This is a genomic window from Pseudoalteromonas sp. 2CM41L (assembly GCF_023161905.1).
GTDB classification, from domain to species: Bacteria; Pseudomonadota; Gammaproteobacteria; order Enterobacterales; family Alteromonadaceae; genus Pseudoalteromonas; species Pseudoalteromonas atlantica.
In genome coordinates, this window is record NZ_JALNTN010000012.1 from 1 (window position 1) to 16,950 (window position 16,950).

18 protein-coding genes are annotated in these 16,950 nt (G+C 41.9%); 12 read left to right on the top strand and 6 right to left on the bottom strand.

Features of this window, described 5'->3' with window-relative positions; all coding sequences use genetic code 11:
• Positions 1 to 185: 185 nt before the first annotated feature.
• The 4 genes from MTF64_RS13725 (at position 186) to yacG (ending at position 3,811) form a co-directional block, all read left to right on the top strand.
• A complete protein-coding gene (locus tag MTF64_RS13725) occupies positions 186 to 1,088 on the top strand; it encodes an A24 family peptidase (protein ID WP_282447026.1) in 903 nt (300 codons plus the stop codon).
• A 1-nt stretch (position 1,089) separates the two neighbouring features.
• Positions 1,090 to 1,710, top strand: coding sequence for a dephospho-CoA kinase (gene coaE / locus MTF64_RS13730; protein ID WP_004588604.1), 621 nt, complete (start codon positions 1,090 to 1,092; stop codon positions 1,708 to 1,710).
• Positions 1,711 to 1,856: 146 nt separating this feature from the next.
• On the top strand, positions 1,857 to 3,533 hold the full coding sequence (pilB, locus tag MTF64_RS13735; RefSeq protein ID WP_248451736.1) for a type IV-A pilus assembly ATPase PilB: 1,677 nt from the start codon (positions 1,857 to 1,859) through the stop codon (positions 3,531 to 3,533).
• A 47-nt stretch (positions 3,534 to 3,580) separates the two neighbouring features.
• Positions 3,581 to 3,811: a DNA gyrase inhibitor YacG gene (gene yacG, locus MTF64_RS13740; protein ID WP_024031401.1), complete on the top strand. Its 231-nt coding sequence runs from the start codon at positions 3,581 to 3,583 to the stop codon at positions 3,809 to 3,811.
• 67 nt (positions 3,812 to 3,878) lie between these two features.
• Here the strand turns inward: yacG and MTF64_RS13745 are convergent, their stop codons facing one another.
• Positions 3,879 to 4,370: a Spy/CpxP family protein refolding chaperone gene (locus MTF64_RS13745; protein ID WP_248451737.1), complete on the bottom strand. Its 492-nt coding sequence runs from the start codon at positions 4,368 to 4,370 to the stop codon at positions 3,879 to 3,881.
• Between the two features lie 175 nt (positions 4,371 to 4,545).
• On the opposite strand from MTF64_RS13745, the gene MTF64_RS13750 reads away from it, so the two are divergent.
• From MTF64_RS13750 to MTF64_RS13760, 3 genes are read left to right on the top strand one after another with little or no spacing between them, the layout of a single operon-like run.
• Positions 4,546 to 5,235 (top strand): response regulator, encoded by a 690-nt coding sequence (locus MTF64_RS13750; RefSeq protein ID WP_004588608.1) that lies wholly within the window; start codon positions 4,546 to 4,548, stop codon positions 5,233 to 5,235.
• Complete coding sequence (locus tag MTF64_RS13755; protein ID WP_248451738.1) at positions 5,213 to 6,628, top strand: ATP-binding protein; 1,416 nt, start codon at positions 5,213 to 5,215, stop codon at positions 6,626 to 6,628. Before MTF64_RS13750 ends, MTF64_RS13755 begins: the two co-directional genes overlap by 23 nt.
• A gap of 2 nt (positions 6,629 to 6,630) precedes the next feature.
• On the top strand, positions 6,631 to 7,578 hold the full coding sequence (locus MTF64_RS13760; protein WP_096740204.1) for an alpha/beta fold hydrolase: 948 nt from the start codon (positions 6,631 to 6,633) through the stop codon (positions 7,576 to 7,578).
• Here MTF64_RS13760 and MTF64_RS13765 read toward each other — a convergent pair.
• Entirely contained in the window at positions 7,538 to 8,455 is a 918-nt protein-coding gene (locus MTF64_RS13765) for a cation diffusion facilitator family transporter (RefSeq protein ID WP_029773365.1), read from the bottom strand. The two genes, MTF64_RS13760 and MTF64_RS13765, sit on opposite strands and share 41 nt — an antisense overlap.
• A 108-nt stretch (positions 8,456 to 8,563) precedes the next feature.
• Here MTF64_RS13765 and trmL point away from each other — a divergent pair, with 108 nt between their 5' ends.
• Complete coding sequence (gene trmL, locus MTF64_RS13770; protein ID WP_004588612.1) at positions 8,564 to 9,028, top strand: tRNA (uridine(34)/cytosine(34)/5-carboxymethylaminomethyluridine(34)-2'-O)-methyltransferase TrmL; 465 nt, start codon at positions 8,564 to 8,566, stop codon at positions 9,026 to 9,028.
• Positions 9,029 to 9,124: 96 nt separating this feature from the next.
• Here trmL and gpsA read toward each other — a convergent pair whose 3' ends face one another.
• The 4 genes from gpsA to MTF64_RS13790 are packed head-to-tail and all read right to left on the bottom strand — an operon-like array spanning position 9,125 to position 11,376.
• Positions 9,125 to 10,132 carry an NAD(P)H-dependent glycerol-3-phosphate dehydrogenase gene (gene gpsA / locus MTF64_RS13775; protein ID WP_024031407.1) on the bottom strand — a complete coding sequence of 336 codons (1,008 nt, stop codon included), beginning with the start codon at positions 10,130 to 10,132 and terminating at the stop codon, positions 9,125 to 9,127.
• Positions 10,133 to 10,135: 3 nt separating this feature from the next.
• Positions 10,136 to 10,621: a protein-export chaperone SecB gene (gene secB, locus MTF64_RS13780; protein WP_004588614.1), complete on the bottom strand. Its 486-nt coding sequence runs from the start codon at positions 10,619 to 10,621 to the stop codon at positions 10,136 to 10,138.
• A gap of 34 nt (positions 10,622 to 10,655) precedes the next feature.
• Positions 10,656 to 10,913, bottom strand: coding sequence for a glutaredoxin 3 (gene grxC / locus MTF64_RS13785; RefSeq protein WP_004588615.1), 258 nt, complete (start codon positions 10,911 to 10,913; stop codon positions 10,656 to 10,658).
• 31 nt (positions 10,914 to 10,944) lie between these two features.
• The gene (locus MTF64_RS13790) at positions 10,945 to 11,376 is read right to left on the bottom strand and encodes a rhodanese-like domain-containing protein (RefSeq protein WP_004588616.1); all 432 of its coding nucleotides are present in this window, start codon (positions 11,374 to 11,376) and stop codon (positions 10,945 to 10,947) included.
• A 578-nt stretch (positions 11,377 to 11,954) separates the two neighbouring features.
• Here MTF64_RS13790 and gpmM point away from each other — a divergent pair.
• The 4 genes from gpmM (at position 11,955) to MTF64_RS13810 (ending at position 16,900) form a co-directional block, all read left to right on the top strand.
• Positions 11,955 to 13,499 (top strand): 2,3-bisphosphoglycerate-independent phosphoglycerate mutase, encoded by a 1,545-nt coding sequence (gpmM, locus tag MTF64_RS13795; RefSeq protein ID WP_248451740.1) that lies wholly within the window; start codon positions 11,955 to 11,957, stop codon positions 13,497 to 13,499.
• A gap of 3 nt (positions 13,500 to 13,502) precedes the next feature.
• Positions 13,503 to 14,642: a peptidoglycan DD-metalloendopeptidase family protein gene (locus MTF64_RS13800; RefSeq protein ID WP_248451742.1), complete on the top strand. Its 1,140-nt coding sequence runs from the start codon at positions 13,503 to 13,505 to the stop codon at positions 14,640 to 14,642.
• Between the two features lie 36 nt (positions 14,643 to 14,678).
• Positions 14,679 to 15,944, top strand: coding sequence for a S41 family peptidase (locus MTF64_RS13805; protein ID WP_248451743.1), 1,266 nt, complete (start codon positions 14,679 to 14,681; stop codon positions 15,942 to 15,944).
• A gap of 200 nt (positions 15,945 to 16,144) precedes the next feature.
• Complete coding sequence (locus MTF64_RS13810) at positions 16,145 to 16,900, top strand: divergent polysaccharide deacetylase family protein (RefSeq protein ID WP_248451744.1); 756 nt, start codon at positions 16,145 to 16,147, stop codon at positions 16,898 to 16,900.
• The last annotated feature ends 50 nt before the right edge of the window (positions 16,901 to 16,950 follow it).

Sequence of the window (16,950 nt, forward strand, 5' to 3'; positions counted from 1 at the left end):
TGTAAGCTGTAAGCTGTAAGCTGTAAGCTGTAAGCTGTAAGCTGTAAGCTGTAAGCTGTAAGCTGTAAGCTGTAAGCAAAATTTCAAACGCTAATTAATAGCTTGCAAGATAAAATGAATAGTAAAAGCTATTCAACTCAGCGAAATAAAATTGGCCTATAAATGGCCTGAAGTTAGGTATTTTAATGGAAAATCTTTTTCTTGATATAACCACTGCGATGCAAAGTCAGCAGTGGTTTTATTTAACCACGGTTGGCTTAATTAGTTTATGTGTCGGTAGTTTTTTAAATGTAGTTATTTATCGACTTCCGTTAATGATGCAGCGAGAATGGCAAAGTGAATGTAGATTATTATTAGAAGATGAACTAACAAACAAACCTACACAAACCAACACCAATGAGTCATTTAATTTAGTAAAACCTAATTCTACCTGCCCTAAATGCAAAACCGCGATTAAGCCTTGGCAGAATATCCCTATTATTAGTTGGATTATGCTTAAAGGTAAATGCGCTAATTGCAGTAACCCAATATCAGCGCGTTACCCGATAGTTGAAGCCATTACCGCACTATTAAGTTTAGTTATTGCCTACAACTTTGGCGCTACTGAGCACGCCCTTTTATATATTTTTGTAACCTGGATTTTAGTCGCGCTCACCTTTATTGATATTGACCATATGCTACTGCCCGATCAGCTCACTTTGCCTTTAGTATGGCTTGCACTTATAGCCGCTGTAATGGGTTTAACAATAAGCCCAAGCGATGCGATAGTGGGGGCAGCCTGCGGCTATTTAAGCCTGTGGAGTGTATTTTGGTTATTTAAGCTATTAACCGGCAAGGAAGGCATGGGCTATGGCGATTTTAAGTTACTGGCCGTGTTTGGCGCACTGCTTGGCTGGCAGTCACTATTAACCATTATTTTGCTTTCAAGTGTGGTGGGCGCCATTATTGGTATTGCCCTTTTAAGTATCCAAGGTAAAGACAAAGCAACCCCTATCCCATTTGGCCCCTACTTAGCTATCGCGGGTTGGATAACGCTGCTGTGGGGCGCTCAAATTCAAGCTGCATATTTTAATTTAATTGGTTATTAGTATGAATAAGCCAGCAACTAAAATAAACAATTGGGTATTGGGTTTAACAGGCGGTATTGGCTGCGGTAAAACGGCTGTTAGTAATATGTTTGAAGAACTAGGTATTTGCGTTGTTGATGCGGACATTATTGCTCGCCAAGTGGTAGCGCCTAATAGCACAGGGCTAAATGCAATTATTGAACACTTTGGCGAGGGTATTTTACTACCCGATGGCACATTAAACAGAGCAGCGCTGCGCACTAAAATATTTACCAACAATGATGATAAAGAGTGGCTTAACGCACTATTGCACCCGCTTATTCGGGAAAAAATACTCACCGATTTAAATAATGCAAGCAGTGCTTATGTTGTATTGGTTGCACCATTATTGTTTGAAAATAAACTTAACAAATACTGCAACCGTACTTTATTAATTGATGTACCACAGCCTGTGCAGATTGAACGTACTATAAAACGCGACAATATTAGCCTTGAGCAGGTAAATAGCATTATAGCGTCACAAATGCCACGGGAAGAAAAACAACAAAAAGCCGATGATATTCTAAATAATGACCGCGATTTATCACTTGTTCATGCAGAACTTGTTGTTCTTCATAAAAATTACCTACAATATGCAGTATAAAATACAACTAATGCCCCTTAATGCGGTCATAACAACATAAACTCGTAATTTGGTTAGCAAAAAAGGTGTTGATAAGCACAGCGAATTTAATCACCTGCTTTTTTCTGATAAATTGTTAACTATTGAAGGACTAAAATAGGTGCGCAATGAATATTAACTCACCGTTATTGAGAAAATTTATAACGCTTGGCCGCATTGATGCCGATACCGTAAAAGCAAAACAGCAAGAGTTTGCCTCAACCGCTGAGCTTATATCTAAATGTGGAAAAATTGACAGCAACGACTTAGCTGAACAATGTATAGACTTATTTCGCGTACCGTATTTTGATTTAAAAGACTTCGACCCTGCACAAATCCCCGAAGACTTAGTTAAAGAAAAGCTAATACGTAAACACCACATTTTACCGCTGGTTCAAAAAGGCAGAAAAGTATACATTGCCGCCTCAGATCCAACTGACTACGGTGCCTTTGAAAACTTTGAATTTAGCACCGGCTTATCGTGCGAAATAGTCGTGGTTGACTATATTCAGCTAGATAACAAAATTGAGCAACTACTTGATGCTGCAGGCAGCTTAGATTTAAGCGCCGATGAATTTAAAGAGTTTGTCGACCTAGATAGTGAAGGCCCTAAAGAAACCACACCTAAAGATGATGATAAAGACGATGCGCCAATCATTGTTTATATCAATAAAATATTAATGGATGCCATTAAAAAAGGCGCTTCTGATTTACACTTTGAACCTTACGAGCACAAATACCGTATTCGCTTTCGTATTGATGGTATTTTGCATGAAGTTGCCAACCCACCCAATACCTTAGCAAGTAAACTGTCGGCGCGTATCAAAGTAATGTCGAGGCTCGATATTGCTGAAAAACGTAAACCACAAGATGGCCGTATTAAATTAAAAATTACAGAGCGTAAAAGCATCGATTTTCGTGTAAGTACTATGCCTACATTATGGGGCGAAAAAATAGTAATGCGTATTCTTGATTCATCAAGCGCCATGCTAGGTATTGACGTATTAGGTTACGAAGAGGATCAAAAAAAGCTCTACATGGATGCGCTTGGGCAACCGCAAGGCATGATACTAGTTACCGGCCCTACCGGGTCGGGTAAAACCGTATCGCTTTATACCGGTTTAAATATACTTAACCAGCCAGAGCGTAACATTAGTACCGCCGAGGATCCGGTTGAGATAAACCTTGAAGGGGTTAACCAAGTACAAATTAACCCTAAAGCCGAAATGACCTTTGCTAACGCCCTGCGTGCATTTTTACGTCAAGATCCAGATGTAGTGATGGTAGGTGAAATACGTGACCTAGAAACCGCAGAAATTTCAATTAAAGCGGCGCAAACAGGTCACTTAGTGTTATCTACACTACATACCAACTCAGCGCCCGAAACCATAACGCGTTTATTAAATATGGGCGTGCCTGCGTATAACGTGGCAAGCTCTATAAGTTTGATTATTGCCCAGCGCTTAGCTAGGCGTTTATGCCCTAAGTGTAAAACCCCTGAAACACTGCCAGCAGAAGAGTTGGCTCGTCAAGGATTTAGCACAACACAAATTGAAGATATGACACTATACGCACCCAAAGGCTGCGAAAATTGCACCGATGGTTACAAAGGCCGAGTGGGTATTTACGAAGTCATGCAAATTACTCCTGAAATTGCACAAATTATTATGCGCGGTGGCAACTCGCTCGAAATAGCAGAGGTATCGCTACAAGCTGGGTTTAATAACTTGCGATTATCGGGTTTACGAAAAGCCGCCGATGGTTTAACGTCTCTGGCTGAAATTAATCGCGTAACCAATATGTAAAAGTGATAGCCCTAATTAGGGCTAAAACACATTGTAGAGAGTAAAGTATGCCAACAATTGTTAACTGTCCAACCTGTAAAAACAAAGTTGAATGGTCACAGCAAAGCCCACACCGTCCTTTTTGTTCTAAGCGCTGTCAGCTTATTGATTTAGGTGAATGGTCTTTTGAGAACAATAAAATATCAACGCCTATTACCTCGGCTAACCAAATTAGCCAAGATATGATTGAAGATATTGAAGAGATGATGGCTAAAAACGATGACGACTTTTTTAAATAAGCGTTTTTCACCCTCTTAAACGACAAAAGCCAGCATTAAGCTGGCTTTTTAGTGTGTAATCTATAAATTAGTCTCTTTGCTTACGGTGTTTTTTACCCATACGCTTTTGCATTTTTGCAAACTTTTCTTGCTGCTCTGCGTTAAGTACCTGCATTACTTGATGCTGTGTTTTTAGCTTAATTAAGCCAAACTCAGTGCCTTTTTCGTGGCGTGCAGCTAATAGCTCTTTTGCAGCGTTTTCGTCAAATGTTGGTGCGCTAAGTAAAGCATCCATTTTCTCTTTTTGAGCCTTACGCTGTGCTGTACGGGCTTCTTTATCATCGCCGCGCAGTGCTTTCATCTGTGTTTTTTGCGCTTCAAAAATAGCTTCAAGCTTAGTTTGCTGTTCTTGCGTTAAATCAAGCTTGTCGGCACCGCGCTCAGATAATAAAAAACGCGCTTGAGAATGGCCTTGCTTATCGTGCATGCCGCCTTTTGCTAATACGCTACCGGCGCCAAGTGTAGCCGTTGCTAGACCACAAATAAGTACTAATTTTGAAAGTGTATTTACTTTAGTCATAATCATCACCTTAATATTGGATGGATTGAATTTGGTTGTGACTGCTAAGCCAGTAAGTTAACTATACATAACTCAACGCAAAGTAACGCAAAGCAGTGTAAAGGTTGTGTAAAGATTCACTTTTGCACAATTTAAGAAGTAAAATAACCATATAGAAATTGCCTAAGGGTTTGAAATGAAGCTATTAATGATTGATGACGACACAGGTTTGTGCGAACTACTCACTGAATATTTAGCCGCGCAAGGTTTTGACGTACAAAGCGTTCACGATGGCGAGCAAGGTTTAAAGCTTGCTCTATCAAATGACTACGCGCTGATATTGCTTGATGTCATGCTCCCCACCCTTGATGGCTTTGAAGTACTTAAACAACTTAGGCAAACAAAGTTAACACCGGTTATTATGCTTACTGCAAAAGGCGAAGACTTTGATCGCATTTTTGGCTTAGAACTTGGCGCAGACGACTACATACCCAAGCCATTTAATCACCGCGAGTTACTTGCCCGTGTAAAAGCCATTACCCGCCGTATAGAGCACATAAATAGCCTAAACGTTGCAACGCCTAGCAAAATGAATATAAATGGCATTACGGTTAATCTGGCAGCCCGAGAGGCCGCTATTAACGAGCACACCCTCACGCTTACTGGCACAGAGTACGAAGTACTGGTGTTACTAATTAAAAACGCCGGCGAAGTTGTCAGTAAAGAGCAAATAAGTGAAGAAGTATTAGGCAGGCGCTTAGCTTCGTTCGACCGCTCAATTGATATGCACGTTAGCAATATTCGTAAAAAAATAGCTGAGCATATTCAAGGCGAGCGAATAAAAACAATGCGAGGAACAGGTTATGTCTTCATCCAAGGTGAGTAATAAACATTACTTTGCATGGCTAAAGCACCCTCGGCATTATTTATTTTTTAAAATATTTATTTGGTTTTGGCTAACAATAACAGGCACGGTGGCTGCGCTTATATTCTTAAGCAACATTACGGCAATTAATGCAGTAAGCACCGAGCCTTTGCGTGGGCCAATGAAAAAAAACCTAATTTATACTGCCAAAAGTATTGAGCGAAGCGCCACTAAGCACAAGCGCACCCTTGCTGATGTTTTATCGCACCCTAGGCTTTCAAAACGAAAGATTTTATTTTTAGGCGCAGCACAACCCGAAGACGCATTAAGCAATAAAGAGATCCCCGCTGAAATAGATTTAAACTTACTTAGCTTTAGTCAAAACTTGGCGCCACAGGTCATTTTTACCGAAAAATACCAAGCTTTCGGCCCTGTTAATATTAACGTGCCAGAGGGGCAGTTTTACCTCTACGAAATAGACATTAACCACCAACCTCCTTTGCTCATGCGCTTTAAGTTAATGCCAAATTGGATGAAAGTACTCGTAGCTATTTTTGCCTCTTTAATCCTGAGTTTTATTTTTAGCCGCAATTTAATCGCCCCAATTAACAGCCTTAAAAAAGCAGCTATAAAGCTTTCATCTGGCGATTTATCAGCGCGAGTTGCCATACCTGCAAGCAGAAAAGACGAGTTAGGAGTACTTGGGCGCGACTTTAACAGCATGGCTAATCAGCTTGAGCAACTTATTAGTGCCCAAAAGCGCTTACTGGCTGATATATCTCACGAGTTACGCTCCCCGCTTACGCGTTTAAAAATGGCAACGGGGCTTGCACAAATGCAAGCCAACGAGGCAAGCCAGTCGTATTTATTACGTATAGAAAAAGAAGCAAACCAGCTTGATAAAATGATTGCCGATGTGCTGCAAGTGTCGCGTTTAGAAGCGCAAAGCCAAACTCTGTCACTGCAAAAGCAATCGTTAAAAGATATAGTAGAGCACGTATTAAACGATGCGCAGTTTGAAGCCAAGCAAAATACTAAAACACTTACTTTTAGTGGCAATGCCGATGTAATGCTAAGCTGCGATGAATCATTAGTTGCCAGCGCACTCGAAAACCTATTACGTAACGCAATAAAATACGCGCACAGCAACATTAGCTTTAACGTACACTACAACAGCCAAATCTATATAGAGATTTGCGACGATGGCCCTGGCGTTCCAAATGAGCAACTTAGCAAGCTTTGTGAGCCCTTCTTTAGGCAATCTGATGCTCGCGACAGAGTAAGTGGCGGCACAGGGCTTGGCTTAGCTATCGCTAAAAATGCTATTATTGCCCACGGCGGTAGTTTAGCGCTATCTAATAAAGAAAAAGGCGGGCTTTGTGCCAATATCACCCTGCCACTAATTAAAGAGTAAGCATGTTTTACAGTACCGAATCAGCGCTTGAAAGTAACCAAGCACGCATTAATCACTTTTACGAAAATGTACTTAATAAAAACTATTTTAATGCATCTGAAGGTAAACTGTTTTTTGCTTACGCAGTGCCAGAAACAGCTAACACTGCCATAGTAATTAGCTCTGGGCGCATAGAAGGGCTTGAAAAATACAAAGAGCTACTGTGGGAGCTTTATACTAATAACTATGCGGTATTTATAGCCGACCACCAAGGGCAAGGCCGCTCGTATCGACCGTTAAAAAATAAGCACAAGGGGTATGTAAAACGCTTTAGTGATTACAGTGCCGACTTAGATTTATTTAACCAACATATTGTAAATAAGCACTGGCAAGGCAAAAAAATATTATTAGCCCACTCTATGGGCGGCGCTATAGCGTACGATTATTTTGCAAATTACTCGCATACTTTCAGCGGTGCGTTTTTATCTGCGCCCATGTTTGATATTTACACTAAAGGTATTCCTAAACCAGTAGCTAAATTTATAGCCAGCGCCGCCACAAAGCTCGGTTTTGGCTACAGTTATGCGCTAGGGCAAAACGATTACAACCCAGAAGAATTTGCGCTTAATACTTTAACCAGCAGCCAAGTGCGGTACAACCTCTTTAGGCTCACTTATCAACAACAGCCACTTTTACAGTTAGGCGGCGTTACATATGGTTGGTTAAATGCAAGCTTTGCTTTTATGTCTGCCGTGGATACCCACACAATCAACCTCCCTATTTTTATTGCCAGCGCACAAAACGATGAAGTGGTTGATAACAACGCGCAACAAAAGCTCGTAAATAGGCTCCCTAATGCCGAGCTGAAAAGCTTTGCAGGGGCTAAGCACGAGTTATTGTTTGAACGCGACGAAATTAGAAAACCTGTGCTTATGCGCTTGTATCAGTTTTGTTCTTCGTTTGATACTTAGGTACCACCGAAAGCGGATCTAGATGAATTAAAATATCAACCTCAGAGTCAAAGCGCTCGGCAAGCGCCTTTTCTACATCGTCAGCCACATTGTGGGCACGTATTAAACTTAAATGATCATCAAGCTCTAAGTGCATTTGCATAAACTTAATTTTACCGCCTTGGCGAGTGCGGATATCATGTACACCGTGTACATCTTTATGTGCGTTAGCAATATCTAAAATACTTTGTTTTTCATCATCTGGGAGTTCTTTATCCATTAGATGATCGGCACTCTCACACGCAATATCCCAACTGTTATAAAGTAAGTAACCGGCAACGCCTATGGCAAACAGCGGATCTGCGTATAACACCCCATAGTACGAGAGCAAAATAGCAAGTAATACCGCGGCATTTAAAATTAAATCCCCTTTGTAATGCACCGAGTCTGCTTTAATAGCGATGGATTCGGTATGCTTAACCACTTTGATCTGAAAAAACACAATCACTAACGTACAAGCAATAGCAAATATACTCACCCACACACCCAACAGTGAATGACTAAGCACAATTGGGTTAAATAATCGCTCAATACCGTGAAACGCCAATAAGCACCCCGACCCTGCTATAAACGCAGCCTGACCAAGTCCGGCTAGGGCTTCTGCTTTGCCATGGCCAAAACGGTGATCGTCATCTGCTGGGCGCAGTGCATACCCTAGCACTAAAAAGCTCATGGCCGTGGCGGTAATATCCATTAATGAGTCGGTTAATGAGCCAAGCATAGAAGCTGAACCCGATGCCAACCACGCCCAGGTTTTAGCGGCTATCATTAAGCTAACCATAACCATGGTAACTATGCTTGATGTTTTAACCCAAAATTCGTAACTACGGTGATGCACGTTAATATTCACTACTTGCGGTATTCAATGGCGCGAGTATATCATTTTTTTTACCGGTTTCGTGTATACTGCCACTCGTCAAATTATAGATTAATAGAAAGGCGCATTATGCTGGATATCGTTTTATATCAACCTGAAATTCCACCAAATACAGGAAATATCATACGCTTGTGTGCAAACACAGGTTACTCATTGCATTTAATTGAGCCATTAGGTTTTGAGTGGGACGATAAGCGAGTAAAACGTGCCGGGCTAGATTACCACGAGTTTAGTAACGTACAGCGCCATGCCTCGTTTGAAGCCTACCTTGAAAAGTGCCAACCTAAAAAAGTGTATGCATGCACCACTAAAGGCAGCCAGTTTCATCACGAAGCCAGTTATCAAGCAGGTGATTGCTTGGTGTTTGGGCCAGAAACTCGCGGCCTCCCCGATGAGATGATTCAAGCGCTACCTAACGATCAGCGTGTGCGCATTCCTATGCAGCCCAATAGCCGTAGTATGAACCTATCTAACGCAGTGGCGGTATTCGTTTATGAATCTTGGCGCCAGCTAGGCTTTCCTAACGCGCAATAAGCACCTTGTACCAAACAATAAAAAACCGACATAGCGTCGGTTTTTTTATAGCAAAGCAAGTTCATGCTTTTAATAAAGTGAGTATTATATGCTCATTTATTCGGCGCGCTGCTCTCGGCCTAATAATGCCATGGCGGCTTCTTTCATATCTTTATTTTCATAAAGTACTTTATAAATTTGCTCAGTAATAGGCATTTCTACACCGGCGCGTTGTGCTAATAAATACACTTCTTTTGTGTTTCTAAAGCCTTCAACAACTTGCCCGATGGACTCAATAGCAGCATCAACCCCTTCACCTTTACCTAATGCCAAACCAAAGCGACGGTTGCGCGATTGATTGTCGGTACATGTTAAGATTAAATCGCCAAGTCCGGCCATACCCATAAAGGTTTCTTGCTTTGCACCTAAGGCACACCCTAAGCGCGTTAGCTCAGCTAAGCCGCGAGTGATCAGTGCCGTACGTGCATTAGCACCAAAGCCCACCCCATCAGACATACCTGCACCAATGGCTATTACGTTTTTAACCGCGCCACCTAACTGAATGCCAATAAAGTCATCGTTGTTATACACGCGGAACGAGCGCCCACAATGGAGAAGATCTGCAAGTTGTTGCGCAAACTCCGTTGAGGTAGACGACACCGATATAGCAGTAGGTAGCCCCATTGCCATTTCTTTTGCAAAGGTTGGCCCTGATAAAACCGCAAGCGGCATCTCATCACCTAGTTCCTGCAGGGCAACCTCTTGTAACAAGCGACCAGTATTTGGCTCAAGCCCTTTTGTTGCCCACGCAACTTGCGCACCTTCAACCAGCGCAGGTTTAATTTGCTGCAATGTATCTGCAAAGGCATGGCTTGGCACAACCACAAGTACAATGGCACTGCTGGCTACGGCTTGTTGTAAATCGGCTTGTAATAAAAGAGTGTCGGGGAATGGTACATCAGGAAGGTAACGTTGATTTTTCCGCTCAGCTGCAAGCGTGGCAACGTCGTCGCTATTGCGACCCCAAAGTGTCACTTGGTGACCATTTCGGGCTAAGCAAATAGCAAGAGCGGTGCCGTAAGACCCCGCTCCTAATACGGTAACAGCTGAAGTTGCTGTACTCATAAATTATGCGTCTGCTGAAACCTGCTCAGCTTGCGCAGTACGTTGTTGCATGTATTGTGCAAATAACGCATCAAAGTTCACTGGCGCAAGGTTAAGCTGTGGGAAAGTACCACGGTTAACAAGATTAGATACGGCTTCACGCGCGTATGGGAATAACACGTTAGGGCAGTATGCACCTAGCATATGTGCTAGTTGTACTTCTTCAAGCTCACCAACTGTAAAAATACCGGCTTGCTGAATTTCACATAAAAACGCAGTTTCTTCACCAATAGAAGCAGTAACCGTTAGTGCTAAAACCACTTCAAACACACCTTCGTCTAGCTTATTAGAGCGCGTGTCTAGGTCTAGCTTAACTTCTGGCGTCCATTCTTTTTGAAAAATCGCAGGCGAGTTAGGCGTTTCAAACGATACATCTTTAGTGTAAATACGTTGAATAGTAAATTGTGCGCCACCTTCTTGTGCTGCTGCGTTTTGATTTTCTTCGTTCATTGTGCTTCCTACGTGTTAGTTTTTATAATTAAAATTAAGCATTTAGCTTAGCGTCAAGTTTACCTTGCGCTTCAATAGCCATCATGTCGTCGCAGCCACCGATATGTTCATCATTAATAAAAATTTGCGGTACTGTGCTTGCGCCACCTGCTTTAGCAATCATTTCATCGCGAAGCTCTGGTTGAACACCAATATCAATATTTGTGTACTCAACGCCTTTACTGTTTAAAAGTGCAAGAGCACGTTGGCAAAATGGACAGTACGCTTTGGTGTATAAAACAACATTACTCATAATAAATCCTCTATCGGTACTACTAAACTGATTAGCGACCTGTTGTAGTTGGAAGGCTGGCAGATTGCCACGACCCCATACCACCTGATAATACATAAACCGATTCAAAGCCTGCTTTATGCATTGCATTAGCAATACCTTGAGCAGTCATGCCTGTGGCACATACTAGTATAATGGGTTTGCTCTTGTGCTTTTCAAGGCTTGAAAAGTCAGATTGTTTTGCTTTTTCAGGGCTTAAGTGTTCAGCACCCGCAATACGACCTGCGTTAAATTCTTTTTGAGCACGAATATCAACTACTTTGCCATCTTCACGATTAATAAGAAGTGTTAATTGCTGTGGGTTTATTTCTCTAACTGCTGAAAACTTGCTCTTTATCCAGCCGCTTACAATAAGGAATACAAGACCAACCCAAGCTAGGCTTAAAATAGGATGATTTGTAATAAATTCAATATATTGATCCATTCTACTTCCACTATGAAATTATGTTCTAAATCTAGGGCGTGTTGGCCTTTGTGGATTGAAATTTGTTCAATCTAGAGGCGATTAAATCGCGGCGCGAGATTTGTAACCTAGTGGGCTAAGTAAAAACCGAGCAAAGCTTCCGCATCCTGCTCACGCCCCTTACCTACATCCATGTAGGCAACAAAAAGGTAATAGTCCCTAGAAAGAACCCAACGGGCAGCGCATGTTTGGTATTTATGCTACGTTATCGCCTATTTATGGGGAATACCACACTTCATAGACTCTGCCTTACCTAAAAACCAAACATACTGCTGCAAATTCAGCCACCAAAGTGCAACACGCCCTAATATTCTAGGTATTTTGTACTTTAGCCACGCAAGTATACCCAAACCAAGTTAAAATGCGAGTTTGCTGCGCTTTAAAAACACATAAAGCACCCCATATATGAAAGTAAGTAAAAAATTTAATATCTTGTTCTCAGTGCTGATTCTGGCGCTAAAACACGGTATGCTAAAACTAACCAGATAACCTTTCGGCGCACAGTACCCATCAACAGGTGCTAATTTTCAGGAGCTATTATGACAGAGCATAAAAAACCACTGGTATTAATGATTTTAGACGGTTGGGGATACCGCGAAGATGAGCAAAGCAATGCGATTCTTGCAGCCAACACCCCCGTTTTAGACAACCTATGGGCAACCCGTCCACGCACATTAATTTCAGGCTCAGGTTTAGATGTAGGCTTACCTGAAGGGCAAATGGGTAACTCAGAAGTAGGCCATGTAAATTTAGGTGCTGGTCGTGTTGTTTATCAAGATTTTACTCGCATTACCAAAGCAATCAACGATGGCGAATTTGACTCAACTCCTGCACTTGTTGAAAACATCGATAAAGCAGTCGCTGCAGGCAAAGCCGTGCATATTATGGGTTTATTAAGCCCAGGTGGTGTTCACAGCCACGAAGATCATATTGTCGCAAGTATTCAATTAGCCGCTAAACGCGGTGCAAAAGAAGTATATTTTCATGGCTTTTTAGATGGCCGTGATACACCACCACGCAGTGCTAAAGCATCAATAGAGCGTATAGAAGCCTTATTTGCCGAGCTAAATTGTGGCCGCTTAGCGTCTCTTGTGGGCCGTTATTACGCCATGGACAGAGACAACCGTTGGAACCGTGTAGAAAAAGCCTACAATGTAATGACATTAGGTGAAGGCGAATTTAATTATGCTGATGGTGTATCGGCATTAGAAGCCGCCTATGAGCGCGACGAAAACGATGAATTTGTAGCTCCAACCACCATCGCGCCACAAGGCACTGAAGCAGCACAAATTAATGATGGCGACACCATCATCTTTGCTAATTTTAGAGCCGACCGCGCCCGTGAAATCACCCGTGCCTTTGTAGAGCCAGACTTTGACGGATTCGAAAAGAAAAAATCACCACAGTTAAGCGCATTTGTAATGATGACAGAATACTCAGCCGATATTGATGCCCCTGTCGCATTTGGCCCTACGCCACTGGTAAACGTATTAGGTGAATGGCTTGAAAAAAATGGCAAAACGCAGCTACGTATTTCTGAAACAGAAAAATACGCTCATGTTACGTTTTTCTTTAGTGGCGGACGCGAAGATGAATTTGAAGGCGAATCACGCGAATTAATTCCTTCTCCACAGGTTGCCACTTATGACCTTCAGCCAGAAATGAATTCTGAAATGCTAACCGACAAACTTATTGAAGCCATTAAAAGCGGTAAGTTTGATGCTATTATTTGTAATTACCCGAATGGCGATATGGTGGGTCACTCTGGTGTGTTTGAAGCCGCGGTTAAAGCCTGTGAAGCTGTTGATGCATGTATAGGCCGCGTGGTAGAAGCGCTAGATGAGTTTGGTGGTGAAGCGCTTATCACAGCCGATCACGGTAATGCAGAGCAAATGGCAAATACTGCCACGGGCCAAGCTCATACCGCTCACACTAGCGAGCCAGTGCCATTTATTTATGTAGGACGCGATGCAACGCCAAGTGAAGGCAAAGCATTAAGTGATGTAGCACCTACTATGCTACACCTCATGGGCATGGAGCAACCAAGCGAAATGACCGGCACGCCAATCATGACGTTGAAATAACACATGACCAAACCAGTAAATTGGTTTAGTGTTTATACATTTGTATTGGTTTCGTTAGTGGTTGCCCCTGCAACCGCTAACGAAAACCGCACTAAAAAAGACCTATCTGAAGTGCAATCTGCATTAGAGCAAAGCCAAGCAGAGTACAACGCACAGCGAAAAAAAATTGCTGCACTGCAAAAAAACTTAAAAAAACACGAGTTAGAAATAGCTAAAAATGCCAAAGCCCTCAATATGGCTGAGCAATCAGTAAAAGAAGCCGAGCAAAAACAACAAGCACAGCAACAAAAAGCACAGCAATTAAAAGCGCAACACGCGCAATTTCAAGCCATTTTAGCCGCCCAGCTAAAAAGTGCTTACATGGCTGGGGGCGACGACTACCCCAAAATGCTTTTAAACCAACAAGACACAGCTAAATTTGAGCGTACCTTAAGCTATTACAACTATTTAAATAAAGCGCGCATAGAGCAGATTGAAGAGCTTAAAGTACTACAACAACAAATTGCAGAAAACCAAGCTGCACTTGCCAAAACCAAACAAAAATTAGCCGCCTTATTTGAAGAACAAAAAAGACGCCAAAGCGCGCTAGTAAATGCCCAAAGCGAGCGCCAAACTAACCTTAAAAACTTACAAGCACAGCTCAATAGCACTAAAAGCTCGATTAATTACTTAAAAGACAACGAGCAAACATTAATCACCACCATTGAAGAACTTGAGCAAGAGAAGACTCAAAAAATTGAATTGCTCGGCCTTAATAAAAGCAAAGGCAAGCTTAATTGGCCCAGCAAAGGAAAGCTAAAACACACATTTGGTCAGCGCAAACATGGCGGCATAGACTGGAAAGGCGTGTTAATTGGTGCAAAAGAAGGCACTAATGTAAACAGTATTAATAATGGCCAAGTTGTTTTTGCTGATTGGCTTAAAGGCTTTGGCTGGGTTATTGTGGTTGATCATGGTGAGGGCTTTATGAGCCTATACGGCCATGCGCAAACATTATTAAAAGATGTGGGCGACATGGTTCGAGAAGGCGAAACGCTGGCATTAGTAGGTCAAAGCGGCGGACAGTCGAGTTCTGGTCTATACTTTGAAATACGCCACAAAGGACGCGCAGTAAATCCTGTTAAATGGTGCAGACGTATTTAAGTGAATAAAACAGCTGCACCGCATTAGGAGCAGCTGATGACTCAAAAAATACCACAAACACGCTCATTTCCCTCTTCCCGTACGCGCTATTCGTTTTTGTTGTGCGCATTGACCTGTATTGCTATTTTTTGTTTTAGCAATTCATTACTTGCCAGCTCAGTTAAAGATCTTAAAAGTCAGCAAATTTCTGAAATACTCTTCAACATTAAAGCCTATTATGTTGATGACTTATCACTGACAAAAGGTGCACAGGGTGCCTTTAATAATCAGCAAGTAGAAATTTTACTCGACCAGCTAGACCCTTATTCTAAATACCTCAATGAAAATGACTTAGACGCTTTGTTTAATAATACAAATGGCCATTACACTGGCGTGGGCATTGAAGTGAAAGACATTGACAGTGATATTACAATTGTTGGCGTTGTTAAAAACTCCCCAGCCAAAAAGGCCGGTATTTTAGCGGGCGATATTATAGTTAGTGTTAATGATACAAACACGCAAACACGTAGCTTAGAGCAAGTAGCCGCGTTGATAAAAGATACCCGCTTTAACGCGGTTAAACTAACAATAAAACGCGCAGGGCAGCAGCAACCAATTAGCTTTGCGGTAAATCGCAAAGAAATAAACTTAGAAAGCGCCACTAGCCAATTACTCGACTCAGGCACTGGGTATTTAGCCATAAATAATTTTTCTAATCACACCTTACATGAAGTGGCGCTGCAGGTAGCTGCACTTAAAAATGATTATCGCACGCCCCTTAAAGGGTTAGTTATTGATTTACGTGACAACCCAGGTGGTACTTTACAAAGCGCAGTGGCGGTAGCGGATCTATTTTTACAAAGCGGCACTATAGTCACCACTAAAGGGCGCTATTACGACGCTAACCAAGCCTACTACGCTAAACGAGGCGACATACTTAAAGGCTTGCCTATTGTGGTGCTTATTAATGAAAATTCGGCCTCTGCGGCAGAAATACTCGCAGCCGCTTTAAAAGACAATCAGCGCGCTACAGTGGTTGGTAATCAGTCTTATGGCAAAGGATCGGTGCAATCTTTGATCCCACTTGGTGATGGTAATACAGCGCTAAAATTAACAACTGCTAAGTACTTTACACCTGCGGGCGTATCGATTGAAGGCGTAGGCGTTACCCCCGATGTAGCAATTGCGCAAGCAACCCTTCCACAATCAAATAAAGCCGTTATAATAAAAAATGAGCAGAACAAAAATGCACCACAATTTGAACATGAAATACTGGGCGACTTGCAGTTAGTAAAAGCTAAGCAATTACTTAGCATGCAATAGTAAATAATCTGAACCCTAGCTAAGCGATTTAATAACAGAATAAATATTAACACTATTAGATTGTGCTGTTCTTTAGCTATAAGTTTTAAGTAAATTCAAGGCAGTTAGCGCTAAAAATGTCTGCTGAGATAGCTTTATTACCCGGCGCTGAGATTAAAAAATATCCTTAATAAATTAAAAAGATAATAAAAACTATAAACGTGAAAATAATAAAATGGCTGTTGTTGGCTATCTGCTTTGTATCTAGCACTGCTTGGGCAAAGCAAATAGCCATCGTAATTGATGATATTGGCTATCATCAGCGAGATTTAGAGTTTCTTAGCTTACCAGGGCAATTGTCGTATTCAATTTTGCCCCACACACCCTACTCTCAAATTTTTGCCACGCTTGCCAGCCAAGCAAATAAAGAGCTTTTATTGCATGTACCTATGCAAGCCTTAAACGGTAAAGCACTCGGGCCTGGCGGGCTCACCGTAAATATGGATAAAGAACAGCTACAAAAAACTTTAGGCACCGCGTTGGCAAGCTTACCGCAAGTAAAAGGGGTTAATAACCATATGGGGTCGGCACTCACTCAACAAAGCCAAGCCATGAAGTGGACTATGGAAGTACTTAAAAAACGTAATTTATTCTTTTTAGATAGCCGTACTACCGACTTAAGCCAAGCGCAAAATGCGGCAAATTTTATCGGGGTTGAAAATATTGGCCGCCATGTGTTTTTAGACAATATAACCACGCATGAGCAACTGCAGCAAAGGCTGGATGAGCTAAAATATAAAGCGACTAAACATCACTTTGCCATAGCGATTGCCCACCCCTACCCAGAAACCATCGACTTTTTACGCCAAGCGCTACCTGAGCTCACTGAGCAAGGCTTTGAACTGGTACCAATCTCACAGCTGGTAGAACGTAAGTATGTACAAATAGCCCAACAACAAGCCATTTCATTAAACTGATGGAGTAAGCGAGCACCTTACTCCATCAGTTAATTTAACTCAATTATAAG

Bases quoted from the DNA above. Each gene is read 5' to 3' on its own strand.
- yacG (WP_024031401.1), top strand. From the start codon at position 3,581: ATGCCAACAATTGTTAACTGTCCAACCTGTAAAAACAAAGTTGAATGG.
- pilB (WP_248451736.1), top strand. From the start codon at position 1,857: ATGAATATTAACTCACCGTTATTGAGAAAATTTATAACGCTTGGCCGC.
- MTF64_RS13790 (WP_004588616.1), bottom strand. From the start codon at position 11,376: ATGGATCAATATATTGAATTTATTACAAATCATCCTATTTTAAGCCTA.
- MTF64_RS13750 (WP_004588608.1), top strand. From the start codon at position 4,546: ATGAAGCTATTAATGATTGATGACGACACAGGTTTGTGCGAACTACTC.
- MTF64_RS13725 (WP_282447026.1), top strand. From the start codon at position 186: ATGGAAAATCTTTTTCTTGATATAACCACTGCGATGCAAAGTCAGCAG.
- gpsA (WP_024031407.1), bottom strand. From the start codon at position 10,132: ATGAGTACAGCAACTTCAGCTGTTACCGTATTAGGAGCGGGGTCTTAC.
- MTF64_RS13805 (WP_248451743.1), top strand. From the start codon at position 14,679: ATGACTCAAAAAATACCACAAACACGCTCATTTCCCTCTTCCCGTACG.
- MTF64_RS13800 (WP_248451742.1), top strand. From the start codon at position 13,503: ATGACCAAACCAGTAAATTGGTTTAGTGTTTATACATTTGTATTGGTT.
- MTF64_RS13755 (WP_248451738.1), top strand. From the start codon at position 5,213: ATGTCTTCATCCAAGGTGAGTAATAAACATTACTTTGCATGGCTAAAG.
- MTF64_RS13760 (WP_096740204.1), top strand. From the start codon at position 6,631: ATGTTTTACAGTACCGAATCAGCGCTTGAAAGTAACCAAGCACGCATT.
- coaE (WP_004588604.1), top strand. From the start codon at position 1,090: ATGAATAAGCCAGCAACTAAAATAAACAATTGGGTATTGGGTTTAACA.
- trmL (WP_004588612.1), top strand. From the start codon at position 8,564: ATGCTGGATATCGTTTTATATCAACCTGAAATTCCACCAAATACAGGA.
- MTF64_RS13745 (WP_248451737.1), bottom strand. From the start codon at position 4,370: ATGACTAAAGTAAATACACTTTCAAAATTAGTACTTATTTGTGGTCTA.
- gpmM (WP_248451740.1), top strand. From the start codon at position 11,955: ATGACAGAGCATAAAAAACCACTGGTATTAATGATTTTAGACGGTTGG.
- secB (WP_004588614.1), bottom strand. From the start codon at position 10,621: ATGAACGAAGAAAATCAAAACGCAGCAGCACAAGAAGGTGGCGCACAA.
- grxC (WP_004588615.1), bottom strand. From the start codon at position 10,913: ATGAGTAATGTTGTTTTATACACCAAAGCGTACTGTCCATTTTGCCAA.